Origin of the sequence: Pseudomonas arcuscaelestis (assembly GCF_016881005.1) — a bacterium.
GTDB classification, from domain to species: Bacteria; Pseudomonadota; Gammaproteobacteria; order Pseudomonadales; family Pseudomonadaceae; genus Aquipseudomonas; species Aquipseudomonas arcuscaelestis.
Genome location: NZ_JACOPV010000016.1, coordinates 56,315 through 74,317, shown reverse-complemented (window position 1 = coordinate 74,317; position 18,003 = coordinate 56,315). Strand labels below are relative to the sequence as shown.

The window sequence follows — 18,003 nt, the reverse complement described above, 5'->3', positions numbered from 1 at the left end:
ATTAACCTCACAGCAAGTATTTTCCTGTTAGGGCTACGGCTGCAAGCGCTTGCGAATCGGTTCGAACTCGCCCGTGGCCTGACGCTTCAACGGGTCTGGAAGTTGCTGCTCTATCGCCTGCCAGTAAGCCCAGGGCACCTTGGTGGCTCCCAACTCGTAATCCATGCCATCCCAGCTGTCCTCACGAAAGCTGTAGAAAGCCCAATGCAGCTTTGCCCGATCAAGGGGGCCCAGCACGTCATCAAGGTATTGCCGACACCCCGCCAAGCGCCGCATGCAGCCGAACTCGCCGGCCACCAGGCGATTGGCCGGCACTTGCTGTGCTTGCGCCCATTGCCAAGGCTTTTGCAGGTACGCCTCAACCCTGGCGCTGTCCCAGTTCTGGGTCTGCCCGGCAAAGGGGACCGACCCTGGATAAGCATAGGGCTTCGCGCGAGCCAGGTTAGGTGCGCTCGTGGCGTGATAGGGCTCATACATATGGAAGCTGTACAGCACTCGCTGATCCGCCAACGCTTGCGGCCAATAGGCAAAGGCATCAGCCGCTGCGTACCAACCGGCATCGACCATTACCGGGGTCAGCGGGTCGACTTCACGAATGGCCGTAATGATATGCCGATAAAAAGCCGGCAGATCACGGGCGCTACCCTGCTGTTGCTGATACCAGGCGCGCATGGCGGCAGCTGGCGCGTGCTCGGCCAGCCCGGCCATTTTTTCCGGCGCAGGCTCGTTGATAAGGTTGTAGGCAGCGACTGCCGGATGATCCTTGAGTTGCCTGGCCAGGTCGCGCCAGAAGGCCGCAGATTGATCCCACCAGGCTTTGTCCTGCCAGAGACGGTCGTCAAAGCGATTGCTGTTGTTCTGCGCCCAGCGCATACCGGGCAACGACAGCGGTGCGATGACAACTTTGAGTCCGGCAGCATGGGCAGCATCGAGCACTTTGCGCAGTTGCGTAAGGTCTGCCCCTGCCAAACCTGCGTAGCCATCTGCATCACCCAACAGAAAGTCGCGATTTGCCGGCTGCCATTTGTCATAAGACAAACGCACCCAGGTAGCCCCGTAATCCCTGAGCGCCTGAAAATACGCCTGATCAGGCGGCAGTCGGTTGAAACTGTTGCCGCCGTGGCGGGGGGCATCCCAGAAGTCGATCAGGTCTGCAGCCTTGGCGCTGGCGACAAAACAGCACAGCACCACCAGCATGCTCTTCAACACCCCTCGCATATGCCACCTCCATGCCCAAGAAATGGGCGAGCATACGCCTGAATTCGACCAGGGAAATGACGCCCTGATTACAAGCAATTACAGGGTCAAACCGAGCAAAACCGCCAACTCCAGCAATTCCAGGAGGGCACCGGCAGTGTCGCCGGTAGTCCCACCCAAGCGCCGAATCATCACTCGACGAAGCCAGAAAAAGGCTACGCCTGCGACGATCAATACATACAAACCTTGCAGACCTGCGATACACAAACACAGGGCAAAACTGGCAAAGAGCGCCCATGCCGCACTTCGTCGCGGCAAATGATCGGCCAAGGCCTGGCCTATTCCACCAGACCGAACATAAGGGGTGCAGAGAAACAGCCCCAGTAATGACGCTCGACCCAGCAGAGGCGCCAGTATCAGCAACACGCCTTGCCCGCGCTCCACCAGCACCAGTACCGCGCAAAACTTGAGCAATAGCACCAATACCAGCGTCACCACCGCAATGGGGCCGCTGCGCGGATCCTTCATGATTTCCAGGGTACGTTCGCGGTCACCGAAGCCACCGAGCCAGGCATCAGCGCTGTCAGCCAGACCATCCAGATGCAGGCCACCACTGAGCACGACCCAGGCGCTAAGGAGCAAGGCCGCATGCAAGAGCACCGGACTGCCTTCGAGCAACGCGTGCAAGCCCCAGAGCAATACCCCGAACAGCAATCCCACGAGTGGATAGAACAGCACCGAGCGGCCCATCTGCGCGGCTGACGGCATGCCCGGCAGGCGCACCGGCAAACTGCTGAGGAACTGCAAGGCAATCCAGAACCCCAGCATTTCAGTGCACTTCCCGCAGATTACCGTCGGCTAGCAGCTCAAGGCGGTACAAGGCGCCATGGCCGACCTCGACCTGCAGCAACTGCTCACGGGGCAAGCCCCTGGCCCGTGCAAGCAGCAAACGCATCACGCCCCCATGGGTAACCAGCAATACAGGCTTGCCGGCATGTTCACGAGGCAAATCGGCAATGGCTGCCAACACACGGCTAGCGAAGTCGATGACAGCCTCGCCACCAGGCGGGGTATAGGCATAGGGATCTGACCAGAACTGACCCAACTGTTGCTCATGGGTAACCATCAAGTCTGCGGCACTACGCCCTTCCCACTCACCGAAATGCAGCTCCCGCAATCCAGGCGCCAATTGCACTGGCAAGCGCCTTTGTTCGCCGAGCATTTGAGCAAAACGCGCGCAGCGCTGCAGGGGTGAACTGACCACGGCATGCCATGGGCCAGCACTGGCGACTGCCGCCTGCATCTGCTCCCAGCCCTTGGCTGTCAACGCATCGTCCAGGCTGCCGCGCAGGCCGCCGCCCAACTCGGTTTCGCCGTGACGCAGCAAATCGATAATCATGCCGGACGGTCCGCCACCGCAGCTTCGGCGAAGGTCGCCATTTGCCCGTGCAGATCACAGGCCAGGCGCAACACCGGAACCGCCAGTGCCGCGCCACTCCCTTCGCCAAGGCGCAGGCCAAGCTCCAGTACCGGCTCACCCTTCAATTCAACCAGCACCCGACGATGTCCAGGTTCGGCGCCACAGTGACCGAACAACAACCAGTCCCGACACGCGGGGTTGATTCGTACAGCCACCAATGCGGCAACGGTACAGATGAAGCCATCAATGAGCACCGCAACCCCAGCCTGGGCACAGCCCAGATAAGCGCCCACCAATGCCGCGATTTCGAAGCCGCCAAAGCAGAACAATTGCCGCAATGGATCATCGGACAGATGCGCATGCACCTTTAGTGCGCGCTCGATTACCTGCGCCTTGTGCGCAACGCCAGCAGCGTCCAGGCCGGTACCAGGACCGCTGAGGTCGCTGGCCGGGCACTTGAGCAAGGCGCACGCCAGGGCACTGGCGGCGGTGGTATTGCCGATGCCCATCTCGCCACCGATAAACAGCTGGGCGCCGCTGGCAGCCGCTCGTAGTGCGCTGTCTCGGCCGCCTTGCATGGCTTGCAGCCCCTGTGCCCGACTCATCGCCGCCGCCTTGGCAAAATTCGCCGTGCCCGGCCCCACACGCAAGTGACGTACACCCGGCAGATTCAGATCGGGATCAATTGTCCCCAGATCTACCACTTCCAGTTGAGCATTCAACTGACGGGCCAGCACGCTGATCGCCGCACCACCGCCGACAAAGTTTTGCAGCATCTGCCCGGTAACCGCTTGGGGATACGCCGAGATACCTTCGGCAACCACCCCATGATCACCGGCAAAAATGCTGATACTGACACTATCAAGCCGTGGCTTGAGCTGCCCCTGCAGGCCGGCCAGTTGCACGGCAAGCCGTTCCAGGCGTCCGAGGGAGCCGGCCGGCTTGGTCAATTGCTGCTGACGTGCCAACGCCTGATCGCAGGCAGCCTGATCAACAGCACGGCAGGCATCAAGCCACCAGGTGTGATTCATGGTGCAGTTCCTTTCAACGTAAGGGGAAGGCCGGCAACGCTAAGCACCACCCGCTGGCAGCGCTCGGCAATTGCCTGGTGCAGCCAGCCGGCTTCATCGACATAGCGTCGGGTCAGTTCGCCCATCGGCACGACACCAAGGCCAGTCTCGTTGCTGACCAGAATGATTTCGCCCGGCAGCTCAACCAGGCACTCCAGCAATGCGCTGCGCTCGGCAAGCAGACGCTGCGGGTTGTCCAGCATCAGCAGGTTGGTCAGCCACAAAGTCAGGCAATCGACCAACAGGCAGTGCTCGGCACTGGCATTGGCGCGCAGCACTTGGGCCAGGGCCAGGGGTTCTTCGATGAGCCCCCAACTGTCTGGCCGGCGCTCACGGTGCAATTGCACCCGGGCATTCATTTCACCGTCCAGCGGCTCGCTGGTGGCAACGTAAATCACCGCCAGGCCACTGCGTTCGGCCAGTTGTTCGGCCAAGCGGCTCTTCCCGGAACGGGCGCCGCCAAGAATCAGGTTGAGCATGTCAGTTCATTCCGCACAGTTGACGCAGGCGTGGGGTATCCAGGTGTTGCTCGACCAGGTCAGCCAAGCGCTCGATGTCCCGTTCGCGCAACGCCTGATAATCGACGTGCTCGACCTCGTGCAAGCCCGCCCAACGCAACAATGCCGCGCACGATTGCGGGCTCTCGAACAGGCCATGCAGATAGGTCGCCAAAACCTGGCCATCGGCGCTGATAGCACCGTCACTACGGCCATCGGCCAGCAGCACAGCCGGATGCTCAAGCGCTGCACCGCGGGTTACACCGGCATGAATTTCATAACCGCTGATTGGCGCTTGCTCCAGTTGCAAGGTGCCAGCCACGTTGCGCAATTGCTTTTCTGCTTCGAGCACCGTGACAAAATCGAGCAGGCCCAATCCGTCACTGCTGCCGGCCTGCCCTTCCAGCCCCAATGGGTCGTCCACGCGCTGGCCGAGCATCTGTAGGCCGCCGCAAATACCCAGGATTTTGCCGCCATAACGTAGATGACGACTGATCGCCTGGTCCCAGCCGCGGCTACGCAATTGCGCCAGATCGCCGCGCACACTTTTGGAGCCTGGCAGGATGATCAGGTCGGCGGGTGGAATGGACTCACCGGGGCCGATGAACTGCAGGTCGACCTGTGGGTGCAGGCGCAACGGGTCGAAGTCGGTGTGATTGCTGATGCGCGGCAGTACCGGCACGATCACTTTCAGCGCACGCGCCGCTTTCTCACCCTGGCGCTGGTCGATGCCGTCTTCAGCTTCCAGGTGCAGATCCATCACATAGGGCAACACCCCCAGCACCGGCTTGCCGGTACGTGTTTCGAGCCAGTCCAGGCCGGGTTGCAGCAAGGCGATGTCGCCGCGAAAACGGTTGATGACAAAACCTTTGACCCGCGCCTGCTCAGTGGCCGACAACAGCTCCAGGGTGCCCACCAGGTGGGCGAAAACACCACCGCGATTGATATCGGCAATCAGGATAACCGGGCAGTCCACCGCTTCGGCAAAGCCCATGTTGGCGATGTCGCCGGCACGCAGATTGATTTCCGCTGGCGAGCCAGCACCTTCGACCATCACCACCGGATACTGCGCACTCAATCGTTGGTGAGACTCGAGCACCGCCTGCATGGCGATAACCTTGTAGTCGTGATAAGCCACCGCATTCATGCTGGTGACCGCGCGCCCGTGAACGATCACCTGCGCCCCGGTATCACTGTTGGGCTTGAGCAGCACCGGGTTCATGTCGGTGTGCGGGGCCAGGCCAGCAGCTTGCGCCTGAACAGCCTGGGCGCGACCAATTTCGCCACCGTCGGCAGTCACCGCACTGTTGAGCGCCATGTTCTGTGGTTTGAATGGCACCACCGCCACGCCCTGGCGCAACAGCCAGCGGCACAGCGCGGTCACCAGGGTACTTTTACCGGCATCGGAGGTGGTGCCCTGCACCATCAAGGTACTCATGCGTGCTCCTGGCGGTATTCATTGAGCGCCTGCTCCAGGCGCTGAAAGTCTGCCTCTGTGGCAGGCAGACCCAATCGCAAGCTGGACGGCTGGGTGAACAGACGCAGCAAAATACCGCGCTGCGCCATGAATTCATGCAACTGCGCGGCGTTGTCGATGAGCAGATACTGGAACAGGTCACAGCCCCCTGCCGGGACCAGACCTACCGTCGTCAGCATGCTTGCCAAACGCTGGCTGGCAGCGGCACAGAGGGCGATCTGACGCGGGTGCGCAGCACTGTCGAGCAGGCAGGCCTGAGCGAGAATGCGGGTCGGCCCGCTAATGGTCCACGGCCCCAGAAGTTCAGCCAGACGCTGCAGCAGTGCCGTCTCTGCCAACACAAAGCCAAGACGCACGCCGGCAAGACCGAAGAACTTGCCAAAGGAGCGCAACACGATAAGCCCGGCTTGCTCCGCCTCGGCGCCAATACTGTGTTGCGGCGTGTTGTCCATGAACGCTTCATCGACCAACAACCAACCGCCGCGCCGGGCCAGACGTGCATGCCATTCCAGCAACTGCCCAGCCTTGAACAAACAGCCGGTGGGGTTGTTAGGGTTGACCACCACCAGCACATCCAGGCTGTCGAGCAGGTCGTCCACTCGATCGCCCTGCACTTCCAGGACCTGATGCCCGGCACGACGCCAGGCCTGGGCATGTTCGGCATAGCACGGCGAGAGGACGCCAACATTGCTACGGCCGCGCAGCTGCGGCAAGGCCTGGATCGCAGCCTGAGAGCCCGCTACCGGCAGCACCTGGCGGACTCGATAGTAATCAGCCGCTGCCTGCTCCAAGCCATCATGGGTTTCCGGCAGGCGCGCCCAGGCGCGCAGCGGAATGTCTGGAATGGCATAGGCCCAGGGTGCAATACCACTGGACAAGTCCAGCCACTGCTCCCGAGCGATACCGTATTGCTGCACTGCGCGCTGCAGCCGACCACCGTGTTCAAGCATAGAATTCCGCTCCCAGGCACAACAGCAGCAGCCATAACCACACGCCTTGGCAAACCAGGCGCCAGCCACGATCGATCGCATCGGCATCGGCCACCGGGCCTTGGCCAAGTTGCGCACGCTCATGCAGCTCACCGTGATACACAGCCGGACCGCCCAGCTCCACGCCGAGGGTACCAGCACCGGCGGCCATGACCGGGCCGGCATTGGGGCTGTCCCACAACGGTGCCTGACGGCGCCAGCACGACAGGGCCAGACGGGTTTTGCCCAGCAATGCATACGTCAGCGCCACCAGCCGAGCAGGAATATAGTTGAGCAGGTCATCGATACGGGCGGCCGCCCAGCCGAAACGCTCGAAGCGCTCATTGCGATAGCCCCACATGGCATCGAGGGTGTTGCTCAAGCGATAGAGCACCACGCCTGGCGCTCCCGCCACGACAAACCAGAACAACGCGGCAAACACCGCATCACTGCCGTTTTCCAGCACCGACTCGGTCGCTGCACGCGCCACCGCGGTTTCGTCCAGCTCGCGGGTTTCGCGGCTGACCAGAAAGCCCACGCGACGGCGTGCCTCATCCAGGTCGCCATTGCGCAGTGCGTCTGCCACCGGGGTGACGTGCTCACCGAGGCTGCGTAGCCCCAAGGCGCAGTACAACGCCAACACTTCCACCAACCAGCCGATATAGGGCAGCCAGGACAGCAGCGTGGCCACCAGGGTCAAGGGAATCACCGCCAGGAACCATGCAGTGACCCCATGGCTGCGCCAGCCACGGCCAGCCGCATTGAAGCGCTGCTCCAGGCGTTTGGCCAAACGGCCAAACGCAACCAGCGGATGTCGACGCTGGGGCTCACCCAACAACGCATCCAGCGCCACCCCGGCTACGGTCAGCAACGCCACGCTCATCAAGACTCTCCCCACTGGTTTTCAAACAACATTTCGCTCAACGGTCGCGCCGTGGTCCAGCCTTCGAGCACCAACATAGGCGCCGGGTAGAACGCCTGGACCGGACCCAGGCAGAGAATCGCCAGCGGTTTGGCGCCGGCCGGCATACCCAACAGTTCGGCCAGGGCCTGGGGCTCGAACAGCGACACCCAGCCCATGCCCAGCCCTTCGGCACGTGCGGCCAGCCAGAGGTTCTGGATTGCACAAGACAGTGAAGCCAGGTCCATCTCCGGCAACGTGCGACGACCGAAAATGTGCTTTTCGCGATCATCCATCAAGGCCGCTACCAACAGTTCGGCGCAGTCGCTGATGCCTTCGACCTTGAGCTGCATGAACGCATCGGAGCGCTCACCCAGTGCTTCGGCGGTGCGCACGCGCTCCGTTTCCACCAAGCCCTGGATGCGCTGACGCAGCTCGCGGTCGGTGATACGAATAAAGCGCCATGGCTGCATCAGGCCGACGCTGGGTGCCTGATGGGCTGCCTGGAGCAGACGCCCGAGCAGTTCGGGCGCTACCTCACCCGGGATGAAGTGACGCATGTCGCGGCGTTCGCCGATGACTCGATAGACCGCTGCGCGCTCGGCGTCGGTGAAGGCATGGTCGCTCATGGTTTCAATAATGCTGCCGCAGCCTGGGGATTAGAGGCGAAATAGAAGTGCACATAGGAGGCCGTCAACCGACCACTGCGATAGACCGCTTCAGCACCGCGCCCGCCGTTAGGACTCAGGCCCCGGGCGATTGGCGCCAGTGAGGTGGTGGTCAGCGAGTGATGATAGGTGTGCCCACGCAAGGTGCCTTCGGGCAACTCGACCGCTTGCAGGGCCAGTGCCGCGAGGCGCTTCTGCATCACAGCTTCGCCCTCCAGCAGGCCAAGTAGTTCGGCACGCTCACCGGCCACATCGGTCAGGGCATCGAGCAGATAAAGCATGCCGCCACATTCGGCGAGCACAGGCTTGCCGGCCTGATGATGACTGCGAATCGCAGTGAGCATCGAGGTGTTCGCGGCCAACGCCTGGTGGTGCAGCTCCGGGTAGCCGCCGGGCAAGTAAAGGCTGTCCGCCGGCGGCAGGGTGTGGTCATGCAGTGGCGAAAAGAATGTCAGCGCTGCACCCATGGCCCGCAACAAATCGAGGTTGGCACCATAGGTGAACGCAAATGCTTCATCACGGGCCACGGCGATGGTCAATCCTTCGAGCAAAGGCTCGATGGCCTCAACGGTCGGCGCCGCAAAAGCCACTGCCGGCGGTAGCGACGATTCACAACTGGCCGCCAGGGCTGACGCTGCGGCGTCGAGGCGAGCGTCCAGGTCATTGAGCTCACTGGCCTGGACCAGGCCCAGATGCCGACTCGGCAGCTCGATGCCGGTTTCCCGCGACAGTCCGCCATACCAGCGCAACCCTTCAGTCAGGCTACCCTCGAGCAATTGTGCGTGGCGCAGCGTGCCAACGCGATTGGCCAGCACCCCGGCAAAGGGCAAATCGGCTTGATAACGGGCCAGCCCCAGCGCCAGGGCGCCAAAGGTTTGAGCCATGGCCGTGCCGTCAATCACCGCCAACACAGGCACGGCAAAATGACGCGCGAGGTCGGCGCTCGAAGGCGTGCCGTCGAACAGGCCCATAACGCCTTCGATCAGAATCAGGTCGGCATCACCTGCTGCCTCCCAAAGCAGCCGCCGGCTTTCCTGCTCACCGACCATCCACAGATCCAACTGATACACCGGCGCACCACTGGCCCGTTCCAGAATCATCGGATCGAGAAAATCCGGACCGCACTTGAACACGCGAACCTTGCGCCCTTGATTACGGTGCAGTCGAGCCAGGGCGGCAGTCACGGTGGTCTTGCCCTGGCCAGAGGCCGGGGCGGCAATCAGTACCGCCGGGCAGTGACGCGTATCACTCATAGCTCAACGCCCTTCTGCGCACGAATGCCCGCCTGGAAAGCATGCTTGATCATGCCCATCTCGGTAACGGTGTCAGCCAGCTCGATCATTTCATCCTTGGCACCGCGCCCCGTGACAATCACGTGCTGCATTGGCGGACGCGCCTGCAGGTCGCTGAGCACCTGTTCCAGATCGAGGTAGCCATGCTTGAGGGCAATGTTCAGCTCATCGAGCACGACGAACGTGATCGCAGGGTCCTGCAGCAATTGACGGGATACCGCCCAGGCGGCTTCGGCCGCGGCGATGTCGCGCTGGCGATCCTGGGTTTCCCAGGTGAAGCCCTCGCCCATCACGTGATAGCGCACCTGCTCGGGGAAGCGCCGGAAGAACAACTCTTCACCGGTACTGTTGCGGCCCTTGATGAACTGCACCACGCCGCATTGCATGCCGTGGCCCATCGCCCGGGCAAGCATGCCGAAGGCCGAGCTGCTCTTGCCCTTGCCGTTGCCACTGAGCACCAGGAGCAAACCGCATTCGTTAGGCGAGTTGGCAATACGCTCGTCGATTACTGCCTTCTTGCGCAGCATTCGTGCCAGGTGGCGTTCGTCACGCTCGGTGGATTCAGTCATCGAAGTCTCCGCAAACCACTGTCAGCCGTTGCACGACGATTCCTGCAGCGCAGCGCTGCACGAATTTCGAGGTAATGACCAGGCGACAGATGAATGGATATGGCAAACGGAGAATTGCGCGGGGCTGCGGCACAGGCCGAAGAGTACGCGCATCACCCTCCGTGATGCCGTTGGCTGTAACAGGCCGGTCTCCGGGCTTGTGAGTGGGTACCAATACCCGGGATCGCGCGCCTTCCCGGGCTCGATTACCCAGTGGCCGTGCGCGGCCTTGACTCATTTACCGTTGCGGGGGCAGCGCCGGACTCGCACGCGTTTGCGCACCCACCGGCTTCCCTGTTTCACCCTGCCAGGCCGTAGCCCACAGAGCACCTGAAACAAGTCGCGAAGGTTAGAGGGTTGCACCCGGAGCGTCAATGAAAGGCGCAGTACCGGCGTGGGTCAATGACGCCCACCGGCTCTTGTGTCAACGTATCAGCAGTGATATCAAATGGCCACATCATGGCTATGCTCAATTACAACAGATACAAGGAGAGCGACATGCAAGGTCTGATCATCAATAACGCGCGCCTGGAATTCCTGCGCCCCGTCCTGGAACGCTGGGTGACCTGTATCGACCGCTTCAATCAGATCTTGGGCGACGCTGAAGCTCCATACTGGCATGGCGCCCAAGCCAACCTGAGCCTGCTTTCCACCGCCGCCTGGCAGGCTGAGCTTGTGACCTTGCAACATCATCAGAGCAAAAAACAGCGCGACGAAGGTGAACGTGAGGGGCGCTGCGACTTGTACATCGCCAGCCAGGATGAAGCCGCCTACCTGCAAGCCAGCCAACGCTGGCCACGCATCGGCCGCCTGGACCTGAACAACGCCCTGCAGGAGAGCGTCGCCGTCGCCCGCTACGTTGCCGCCCCCAGCCAACTGAAAATCGCAGCCCTGTTTGCCAGCCCCTGGAAAGCCGGGCAGCACGCCAGTCCTGAAGAACTCCAGGACCTGGTCGAGGACCTGCAAAAACATACCGCTTGTGCGGTGGCCTGGTACTTCCCCTACGCCTACCGCAAACTGCACAACGAAGCCGGGCAGTATCATCCCGGCATAGCCCTGCTGCTCAAGCAGGCGTAATTGAAGGAACCTCTGCCTGGCTGACCCCCTCTACTTTTTACAGTGGTCAACTTTGCAAGGGGAATGACATGGGCATGCACAGGATTGCGTTGCTATTGGCGGTTGCCGCCGGCTTGAGTGGCTGCGGGGAAACCGCTCGCTTGGAGGTCAGCGACGGTTTCGGACCCTCACCGCAGTTGCCCGAACCGAACAAAACCCTGATCCCTACCGTCAACGTCGCCCCGGCCATCGGCTGGCCCCAGGGCGCCAAGCCAGTAGCAGCGGCTGGCACTCAGGTGGCAGCTTTTGCCGAAGGCCTGGACCATCCGCGCTGGCTGTATGTATTGCCCAATGGCGATGTGCTGGTGGCCGAAACCAATGCCCCACCCAAGCCCGAAGATGGCAAGGGCATTCGCGGCTGGATCATGGGCAAGGCCATGAGCCGCGCCGGTGCCGGGGTGCCGAGCGCCAACCGCATCAGCCTGCTGCGTGACAGCGATCAAGATGGCGTAGCCGAAACGCGCACAACCTTTATCGAAAACCTCAATTCGCCATTTGGCATGGCGCTGATCGGCAACGACTTTTACGTGGCCGACACCGATCGCCTGCTGCGTTTCAACTACCAGCCCGGCGCCACCTCGATCCAGGGCCCCGGCACCCTGGTAGCCGTTCTACCCGGCGGCCCCTTGAATCATCACTGGACCAAAAACGTGATTGCCAGCCTCGACGGCAAGAAGCTCTATGTAACTGTCGGCTCTAACAGCAATGTCGGCGAAAACGGCCTGGATAAGGAGAAGGGCCGCGCAGCGATCTGGGAAGTCGACCCCGCCAGCGGCAAGCAACGCTTGTTCGCATCCGGCCTGCGCAACCCCAACGGCATGGCCTGGGAACCCCACAGCGGACAGCTGTGGACAGCAGTCAATGAGCGTGACGAAATCGGCAGCGACCTGGTGCCCGACTACATCACCTCAGTCAAGGACGGTGGCTTTTATGGCTGGCCGTACAGCTACTATGGCCAGAATATCGATAAAAGGGTCAGCCCCCAGAACCCGCAGCTGGTCGCCAAGGCCATCGCCCCGGACTACGCCGTCGGCCCGCACACCGCCTCACTGGGCCTGACCTTCGCTGAGCCCGGCGTACTGCCACCGCCATTCGAACAAGGCGCGGTCATCGGCCAGCACGGCTCCTGGAACCGCAAACCGCACAGCGGCTACAAAGTGATCTTCGTGCCATTCAGCAGTGCCGGCAAACCGGCGGGCAAACCCATCGACCTGCTCAGCGGTTTTCTTAATGACGAAGGCAAGGCCATGGGCCGGCCGGTGGGTGTAATCAATGATCAGCGTGGCGGCTTGCTGGTAGCCGATGACGTGGGCAACAAGATCTGGCGGGTAAGCAAGGCCCAATAGCCTTCAACTCGCAGCGCGCCCCGCAACCTGTTGCAAAGCGCCGGCGCCTGTCTACAGACGCTTGCGGCAGAGTGTCAGACCATCGCCTATCGGCAGCATCGACAGGTCGACACGCAGATCGTTCTTCAGCGCCAGGTTCAATGCCTGGATCGCGCGCGTATCGTCACTGTCCGCCTGCTCCTGCAAAACTCGCCCGCTCCACAGGGTGTTGTCGAACACGACCAGGCCGCCCGTGCGCAGCAAGCGCAGCGCCTCTTCCAGGTAAAGTGGGTAATTGGCCTTGTCGGCATCGATGAAGATCAGGTCATATCGCTCATCTGGCAAGGTGGCCAGGGTTTGCAAGGCCGGCCCCAAGCGCATTTCGATGCGCTCGGCCACTGCAGCTTCGCGCCAGTATTGCCAGGCAATGTCGTTGTAGGAGCCTGGCAGGTCACAGCACAGCAATTGCCCATGATCCATCGCCTGCGCCATGCACAAGGCGCTGTAGCCGGTAAAGGTTCCGACCTCGATCACCCGTTGTGCGCCGATCAACCGCACCAGCAATGCCAGCAACTGGCCCTGCTCCGGTGCTACTTGCCATCGCGCTTCGGGCAACGCCTGGGTTGCTACGCGCAGGCGTGCCAGCAACGGCGTCTCGCGTACGGACACCGCTTGCAGGTAGTGGTAGAGAGCATCATCGAGGTAGAGCGTTTGCGCAGTCATCGCCTACCTCAAAAGGTCAGGGGTTGCGGGCCAGATGAGCAGGCACAATGACCCGCTTGGCATTCAGGTACGCCTTGTTCCAGTAGCTGTTGGACAGGTAGTCCAGACGCACGGTGCCACCGGCAGAGGGAGCGTGAACGAAGCGGCCTTCGCCAACGTAGATGCCAGCATGGCTGACCTGAGCGCCGCCACTGGTGGCAAAGAACACCAGGTCCCCGGACTGCAGGGAACCGCGCTCGATACTCGGCCCACGGATACCGATCATCTCGCGTGTGGTGCGCGGCAGCGCAATGCCCGCAGCATCACGATAGACGTAGCCAATCAGGCCGCTGCAATCAAACCCGGCATCCGGTGTGTTGCCGCCCCAGCGATAAGGCGTACCGACCAGGCCCAGGGCACGGAACAGAACGTCTTCGGCAACGGGGGAGAAATACACTTGAGGGGCCATGACAACGGGCTCGACCACTTTCGGGGCCGGGGCATGGCTAGAGCAGGCACCGAGCAGTGCCAGCAGGGAAAATAGAGCGAAGCGCGCCTTAATCGCCATGGTCAGAACATCCTGTCTGAGGCCGCCCGGTGTTAGACCGGAAATAGTTGAGAATTTAGATTAGACGCTTTCTGTAAATACGCACGGCGACGAGCTTTTCAGCTACGTCGCCGTGATACCGCAAAGGTTCATGATCAGTTGCGCGAGATGGTAGTCGCGGTCGGTGCCATGGCCAATGCACGCTTAGCTTCAATGAAGGTCTTGCTCCAGTAGCGATCACCGAGCTTGTCGATGCGCACACCACCGCTGCGGCGGCTGCTGGAGTGGATGAACTGATCATCACCCAGGTAGATGCCGGCGTGGCTTACACGGCCGCGGCCGTTGGTGCTGAAGAACAGCAGGTCACCCGGCTTGAGGTTGTTACGTGCAACCAGCGGGGCCTTCACGTTGATCATTTCGCGGGTAGAACGCGGCAGGTTCACGCCGGCCTCTTCGCGGAACAGGTAGCCGATGAAACCGCTGCAATCAAAGCCGGTGTTCTCGGAGGTGCCGCCAAAACGGTAACGGGTACCGATCAGGGACATGCCACGTTCAAGAATGTTGTCTGCCAGGGCTGGCAGCTGGTATGGCTTGCTGCTGGCGAAATCTTGCAGCTCTTCTTCAGTCGCCATTTCTTCTTCGAATACCGAAGAGAGGGAGGACTGGCTCGAAAGCTGGGCGCTAACGGGTTGCTCAACCTGCTGCTGCGAAACAGGGCTATGTGCTGCGCAGCCGAAAAGCAGGGTCACAAGTGCGAGGGGCACGAGGGGTGCGAAGCGCTTTAGCATGGGCACGACCGTGTCTGGAATTTAAAGAGGGGGAAACTATGCCTTCTATCGGGTCGATTTGCAAATTCAATCGAAAAAAATGTGACTTTTATGTGCCGAGGCTCTAGAACCTGCTTTACCAGCCCAAGGTTTCTTTCAAAAACGGGATGGTGAGCTTGCGTTGAGCCTGCAATGACGCCTGATCCAGGCGCTCGAGCAGATCGAAAAGCGCACTCATGCTGCGGGTGCCGCGGGTGAGAATGAAGTGCCCGACTTCATCGGTGAGGTGCAAGCCACGACGAGAAGCACGCAATTGCAGGGCGCGCAGTTTGTCTTCGTCAGACAACGCACGCATCTGGAAGATCAGCGCCAGGGTCAGGCGCGACTTGAGGTCTGCCAGCTTGATTGGCAATTCCCGAGGTGAACTGGAGGCTGCCAGCAGCAACCGCCGGCCACTGTCGCGCAGGCGATTGAACAAGTGGAACATGGCCTCTTCCCACTCTGGCTTGCCGGCAATGACATGCAGGTCGTCGAGGCACACCAGTTCGTATTGTTCGAGGTTGTCCAGCAACTCGACACCGCGGTCGAGCAGTTGTGCCAGCGGCAGGTATACAGCGGGTTCGCCCAATTGCTCGAAGCGCAAGCAGGCCGCCTGGAGCAAATGGGTGCGCCCCACGCCCTGCTTGCCCCAGAGATAAATCAGGCTTTCGGTCCAGCCGGCGTCGGCTTCGCAGAGTCGCTCAACGTAGCCCAATGCTGCGGCGTTGGCACCCGGGTAATAGTTGATGAAGGTGGCGTCGTCACGCAGACGCACACCCAAGGGCAACTGGATCGGTTTCATGCTGGCTGGGCAGTTCCGAAGAACCACAAGGGGCCTTTTGTGAAAAGTCTGCAAAGTTTATACCCGTGGCGCCGGTCGCACAATCAGCGCGGACCACAAGTAAAATCAAAGGCTTGCATCGACGCCTGATAATCGATGAAAGCCTTTGGCCATTAAGCTAGAGTTCCGGGTCGATCTCGCCCGCATACATGTCCGACTCTTTATAGAGATCATGGACATGGCGCAGCAATACCATGATCACCGCCGCCATCGGCAGCGCCAACAGCACCCCGGTGAACCCGAACAGTTCACCGCCGGCCAGAATGGCGAAAATCACCGCCACCGGGTGCAGGCCGATACGGTCGCCCACCAGCAGCGGCGTCAGGACCATGCCTTCCAGCGCCTGGCCGACCATGAAGACCGCAGCGATGCCCATCAGCGGATAAGGATCACCGCCAAACTGGAACAAGCCGGCAATCATTGCCGCGCCGATGCCGATGATGAAACCCATGTACGGCACGATCGCTGCCAGCCCCGCCAGCAAGCCAATCAACAGGCCCAGTTCAAGGCCGACCAACATCAGGCCAGAAGCGTAGATGATGCCCAACGCCAGCATCACCAGCAGTTGACCGCGAACGAAAGCGCCCAGCACTTCATGGCACTCCGCGGCCAATGCAACCACCCTTTCTTCACGCTGGCGCGGCAACAGCCTGCGGATCTTGGCCATCATCACGTCCCAGTCGCGCAGCAGATAGAAGCTCACCACCGGAATCAGCACCAGGTTCGCCAACCAGCCCAGCAACGCCAGGCCTGACGCCGTGGCCTGGGACAGAATGACCCCGACAATGTCGGTGGTCTGCCCCATATGGCCGCTGATGGCAGCCTTTATCTTGTCGAACTTCCAGAACCCGTCGGCCAGACCCAGCCGCGTCTGCACCCAGGGCAGCGCGTCATGCTGCAGCCAGTCGAGCATCTGCGGCGCCAGCTCATAGAGCCGTATCAGTTGCTTGGCCAGCATCGGCACCAACACCAGCAGCAACAGCGTCAGCAGCAGGGTAAACAAAGTGAAGACCACTACCACGCCCCAGGTGCGGGACATTCCGGCACGCTCCAGGCGATCGACCAGCGGATCCGCCAGGTAGGCCAGCATGATGCCAATCAGAAAAGGCGAAAGGATCGGGTGCAGCCAGTACAACAAGGCTGCGCACAGCAGCGCTACGCCCAGCCAGACCCAGCGACGCATATCAGTCATGAACAACCTCGGTTACTACCAGCGAAAACGCAGGCCATTGAACGGTTTAGGGGCGGCGGCCTGAGCTGCTGCCGGGTTGGACGCAGTGGCCTGAGTGGCCGGATCGGCAACTGGCGGCGGTACCGGCGCCTCGGCGGGCAGCTCCTGGAGCTTGGCCAAGCCGAGTTGGGCACGCAACTGATCGCTGTTGCCGGTCACCTGGTAAGTAAGGGTATCGCCGTCAACAAGATTGAGGCGTGCGCCATAGGGTTCCAGCACGCGGCCCAGTTCGGCATAGCGAGCCAGGTTCATACCCTGGACCTGCACCTGCATTTCGCTGCTGGCACCGGGACGAGCAACGAAACGCGGCGCCAGGCGATTGCTCACCGCAAGCATCACCGCATCTGCCAAGGCAGCCTGATCGGCGCCCTCGACTTTGCCCTGCTCGCGCTGGTCGCCCAACCACAGGCGCCAGGTGCCCTGCCATTTGCCATCGGCCTCGCTGGCATGAACGGCCAGCAGCGCATCAGCGCCATAACGCTCGGATGCATCGCGCAGCGGCGCAGGATCGGCACCTTCAAGATTCTTGGCCGTTGCCAGCAATTGTTCGTTGAGGTCCGCCAACGGCAGACGCAATGGCAGACCGCGGTGCTGGGCCGCACGGCGCAACGGCTCGGCACTGCCCTGGCCATCGCCGACCAGGCTTGAGCCTTCAACGCTGTCGTTCAACCACCAGCCGAGGATTGAGGGGCGGTTGTTGCCCCACAGCGCCAGGCCCGCCTGACGCAAGGTGCGCTCGGTGGTTCCCGGATCGAAATCCACTAGTACGGTTTCCGGTGGCCCAGCTTCGAAGCCGAATTGACTGATGATTTGTTGCGGATCCTTGCGCAACCCGGCCAAGGCCGGGCTCTGGGCCGCCTTGGGGTCGCCCGTCAGGCGCAACACGAGGGTATCCAGGGCTTTGCTTGTAGCTTGGGCGCGGGCTTCGGCGCCCTGGCCATCGACCGGCTCGCGGACCTGATAAAGGCCGGGGACGGTTTCGGCCTGGGCCGAGCATGCAAACAAGGCAAGACAGCCAATGGTCAGGTAATTACGCAAACGCATGGAGGATTCCTGTCCTGGTAATAAAGAAGCGATGCTTATAGAAGAACGTGGCTATGACCGCAGCACCGTGCAAAACATTCAGCCACTGCGCTCGATTTGATCAAATAGCCTTTGCTATACCTTATACAGCCTGCGCCCTGGCAACCAGTCGGACACGGTTAAAGACTATTTTTTTAGCTGATCTTGGCCCTGCCCGTCGGCCTGAGGATGGCCGCTACGGGGCAACCCTGATAAAATCGCGCGCCTTCGCAGACCGGCGACGGTCAGGCAGCTGGATTACCCTCCGCTTTGCC

Annotated in this window: 19 protein-coding genes and 1 riboswitch; of the genes, 2 read left to right on the top strand and 17 right to left on the bottom strand. The window is 61.4% G+C overall.

Features of this window, described 5'->3' with window-relative positions:
- Positions 1-33: 33 nt before the first annotated feature.
- The 11 genes from H8F21_RS23090 to cobO all read right to left on the bottom strand — a co-directional run bounded on the left by H8F21_RS23090 (position 34) and on the right by cobO (position 10,059).
- A complete protein-coding gene (locus H8F21_RS23090) occupies positions 34-1,197 on the bottom strand; it encodes a glycoside hydrolase family 5 protein (protein WP_328824533.1) in 1,164 nt (387 codons plus the stop codon).
- A 99-nt stretch (positions 1,198-1,296) separates the two neighbouring features.
- Positions 1,297-2,025: an adenosylcobinamide-GDP ribazoletransferase gene (locus tag H8F21_RS23085; RefSeq protein WP_203479643.1), complete on the bottom strand. Its 729-nt coding sequence runs from the start codon at positions 2,023-2,025 to the stop codon at positions 1,297-1,299.
- A 1-nt stretch (position 2,026) separates the two neighbouring features.
- Complete coding sequence (gene cobC / locus H8F21_RS23080) at positions 2,027-2,596, bottom strand: alpha-ribazole phosphatase family protein (RefSeq protein WP_203585408.1); 570 nt, start codon at positions 2,594-2,596, stop codon at positions 2,027-2,029.
- Positions 2,593-3,648: a nicotinate-nucleotide--dimethylbenzimidazole phosphoribosyltransferase gene (gene cobT, locus H8F21_RS23075; RefSeq protein WP_203585407.1), complete on the bottom strand. Its 1,056-nt coding sequence runs from the start codon at positions 3,646-3,648 to the stop codon at positions 2,593-2,595. Before cobT ends, cobC begins: the two co-directional genes overlap by 4 nt.
- Positions 3,645-4,166, bottom strand: a complete 522-nt coding sequence (gene cobU / locus H8F21_RS23070; protein WP_203585406.1) for a bifunctional adenosylcobinamide kinase/adenosylcobinamide-phosphate guanylyltransferase — start codon at positions 4,164-4,166, stop codon at positions 3,645-3,647. Before cobU ends, cobT begins: the two co-directional genes overlap by 4 nt.
- Position 4,167: 1 nt before the next feature.
- Positions 4,168-5,622 (bottom strand): cobyric acid synthase, encoded by a 1,455-nt coding sequence (locus H8F21_RS23065; protein WP_203585405.1) that lies wholly within the window; start codon positions 5,620-5,622, stop codon positions 4,168-4,170.
- A complete protein-coding gene (gene cobD, locus H8F21_RS23060) occupies positions 5,619-6,611 on the bottom strand; it encodes a threonine-phosphate decarboxylase CobD (RefSeq protein WP_203585404.1) in 993 nt (330 codons plus the stop codon). The genes H8F21_RS23065 and cobD overlap by 4 nt, the downstream gene beginning before the upstream one ends.
- The gene (cbiB, locus tag H8F21_RS23055; RefSeq protein WP_203585403.1) at positions 6,604-7,512 is read right to left on the bottom strand and encodes an adenosylcobinamide-phosphate synthase CbiB; all 909 of its coding nucleotides are present in this window, start codon (positions 7,510-7,512) and stop codon (positions 6,604-6,606) included. The genes cobD and cbiB overlap by 8 nt, the downstream gene beginning before the upstream one ends.
- Complete coding sequence (gene bluB, locus H8F21_RS23050; RefSeq protein WP_203479650.1) at positions 7,512-8,159, bottom strand: 5,6-dimethylbenzimidazole synthase; 648 nt, start codon at positions 8,157-8,159, stop codon at positions 7,512-7,514. Before bluB ends, cbiB begins: the two co-directional genes overlap by 1 nt.
- Positions 8,156-9,451 carry a cobyrinate a,c-diamide synthase gene (locus H8F21_RS23045; RefSeq protein ID WP_203585402.1) on the bottom strand — a complete coding sequence of 432 codons (1,296 nt, stop codon included), beginning with the start codon at positions 9,449-9,451 and terminating at the stop codon, positions 8,156-8,158. Before H8F21_RS23045 ends, bluB begins: the two co-directional genes overlap by 4 nt.
- Positions 9,448-10,059, bottom strand: coding sequence for a cob(I)yrinic acid a,c-diamide adenosyltransferase (gene cobO, locus H8F21_RS23040; RefSeq protein ID WP_136474990.1), 612 nt, complete (start codon positions 10,057-10,059; stop codon positions 9,448-9,450). Before cobO ends, H8F21_RS23045 begins: the two co-directional genes overlap by 4 nt.
- Before the next feature lie 165 nt (positions 10,060-10,224).
- Positions 10,225-10,447: riboswitch (cobalamin riboswitch) on the bottom strand.
- Positions 10,448-10,596: 149 nt separating this feature from the next.
- Here cobO and H8F21_RS23035 point away from each other — a divergent pair.
- Both H8F21_RS23035 and H8F21_RS23030 read left to right on the top strand, forming a co-directional pair.
- Positions 10,597-11,175, top strand: coding sequence for a hypothetical protein (locus tag H8F21_RS23035; RefSeq protein WP_203543037.1), 579 nt, complete (start codon positions 10,597-10,599; stop codon positions 11,173-11,175).
- 68 nt (positions 11,176-11,243) lie between these two features.
- The gene (locus H8F21_RS23030; protein ID WP_203585401.1) at positions 11,244-12,560 is read left to right on the top strand and encodes a PQQ-dependent sugar dehydrogenase; all 1,317 of its coding nucleotides are present in this window, start codon (positions 11,244-11,246) and stop codon (positions 12,558-12,560) included.
- Positions 12,561-12,611: 51 nt separating this feature from the next.
- Here H8F21_RS23030 and H8F21_RS23025 read toward each other — a convergent pair whose 3' ends face one another.
- From H8F21_RS23025 to H8F21_RS23000, 6 genes are all read right to left on the bottom strand, one after another.
- A complete protein-coding gene (locus tag H8F21_RS23025) occupies positions 12,612-13,262 on the bottom strand; it encodes an O-methyltransferase (protein ID WP_203479654.1) in 651 nt (216 codons plus the stop codon).
- 16 nt (positions 13,263-13,278) lie between these two features.
- Entirely contained in the window at positions 13,279-13,809 is a 531-nt protein-coding gene (locus H8F21_RS23020) for a C40 family peptidase (protein ID WP_203479655.1), read from the bottom strand.
- A 134-nt stretch (positions 13,810-13,943) separates the two neighbouring features.
- Positions 13,944-14,576, bottom strand: a complete 633-nt coding sequence (locus tag H8F21_RS23015; protein WP_136474985.1) for a C40 family peptidase — start codon at positions 14,574-14,576, stop codon at positions 13,944-13,946.
- A 115-nt stretch (positions 14,577-14,691) separates the two neighbouring features.
- Complete coding sequence (gene hda / locus H8F21_RS23010) at positions 14,692-15,396, bottom strand: DnaA regulatory inactivator Hda (protein ID WP_010220358.1); 705 nt, start codon at positions 15,394-15,396, stop codon at positions 14,692-14,694.
- Positions 15,397-15,553: 157 nt separating this feature from the next.
- Positions 15,554-16,627, bottom strand: a complete 1,074-nt coding sequence (locus tag H8F21_RS23005; protein ID WP_203479657.1) for an AI-2E family transporter — start codon at positions 16,625-16,627, stop codon at positions 15,554-15,556.
- A 15-nt stretch (positions 16,628-16,642) separates the two neighbouring features.
- Positions 16,643-17,710, bottom strand: a complete 1,068-nt coding sequence (locus H8F21_RS23000) for a DUF2066 domain-containing protein (RefSeq protein ID WP_203479658.1) — start codon at positions 17,708-17,710, stop codon at positions 16,643-16,645.
- Positions 17,711-18,003 lie beyond the last annotated feature (293 nt).

What these genes read in the sequence shown, in the direction of transcription:
- H8F21_RS23090 (WP_328824533.1), bottom strand. Translation starts at nt 1,197, where the DNA reads ATGCTGGTGGTGCTGTGCTGTTTTGTCGCCAGCGCCAAGGCTGCAGAC.
- H8F21_RS23085 (WP_203479643.1), bottom strand. Translation starts at nt 2,025, where the DNA reads ATGCTGGGGTTCTGGATTGCCTTGCAGTTCCTCAGCAGTTTGCCGGTG.
- cobC (WP_203585408.1), bottom strand. Translation starts at nt 2,596, where the DNA reads ATGATTATCGATTTGCTGCGTCACGGCGAAACCGAGTTGGGCGGCGGC.
- cobT (WP_203585407.1), bottom strand. Translation starts at nt 3,648, where the DNA reads ATGAATCACACCTGGTGGCTTGATGCCTGCCGTGCTGTTGATCAGGCT.
- cobU (WP_203585406.1), bottom strand. Translation starts at nt 4,166, where the DNA reads ATGCTCAACCTGATTCTTGGCGGCGCCCGTTCCGGGAAGAGCCGCTTG.
- H8F21_RS23065 (WP_203585405.1), bottom strand. Translation starts at nt 5,622, where the DNA reads ATGAGTACCTTGATGGTGCAGGGCACCACCTCCGATGCCGGTAAAAGT.
- cobD (WP_203585404.1), bottom strand. Translation starts at nt 6,611, where the DNA reads ATGCTTGAACACGGTGGTCGGCTGCAGCGCGCAGTGCAGCAATACGGT.
- cbiB (WP_203585403.1), bottom strand. Translation starts at nt 7,512, where the DNA reads ATGAGCGTGGCGTTGCTGACCGTAGCCGGGGTGGCGCTGGATGCGTTG.
- bluB (WP_203479650.1), bottom strand. Translation starts at nt 8,159, where the DNA reads ATGAGCGACCATGCCTTCACCGACGCCGAGCGCGCAGCGGTCTATCGA.
- H8F21_RS23045 (WP_203585402.1), bottom strand. Translation starts at nt 9,451, where the DNA reads ATGAGTGATACGCGTCACTGCCCGGCGGTACTGATTGCCGCCCCGGCC.
- cobO (WP_136474990.1), bottom strand. Translation starts at nt 10,059, where the DNA reads ATGACTGAATCCACCGAGCGTGACGAACGCCACCTGGCACGAATGCTG.
- H8F21_RS23035 (WP_203543037.1), top strand. Translation starts at nt 10,597, where the DNA reads ATGCAAGGTCTGATCATCAATAACGCGCGCCTGGAATTCCTGCGCCCC.
- H8F21_RS23030 (WP_203585401.1), top strand. Translation starts at nt 11,244, where the DNA reads ATGGGCATGCACAGGATTGCGTTGCTATTGGCGGTTGCCGCCGGCTTG.
- H8F21_RS23025 (WP_203479654.1), bottom strand. Translation starts at nt 13,262, where the DNA reads ATGACTGCGCAAACGCTCTACCTCGATGATGCTCTCTACCACTACCTG.
- H8F21_RS23020 (WP_203479655.1), bottom strand. Translation starts at nt 13,809, where the DNA reads ATGGCGATTAAGGCGCGCTTCGCTCTATTTTCCCTGCTGGCACTGCTC.
- H8F21_RS23015 (WP_136474985.1), bottom strand. Translation starts at nt 14,576, where the DNA reads ATGCTAAAGCGCTTCGCACCCCTCGTGCCCCTCGCACTTGTGACCCTG.
- hda (WP_010220358.1), bottom strand. Translation starts at nt 15,396, where the DNA reads ATGAAACCGATCCAGTTGCCCTTGGGTGTGCGTCTGCGTGACGACGCC.
- H8F21_RS23005 (WP_203479657.1), bottom strand. Translation starts at nt 16,627, where the DNA reads ATGACTGATATGCGTCGCTGGGTCTGGCTGGGCGTAGCGCTGCTGTGC.
- H8F21_RS23000 (WP_203479658.1), bottom strand. Translation starts at nt 17,710, where the DNA reads ATGCGTTTGCGTAATTACCTGACCATTGGCTGTCTTGCCTTGTTTGCA.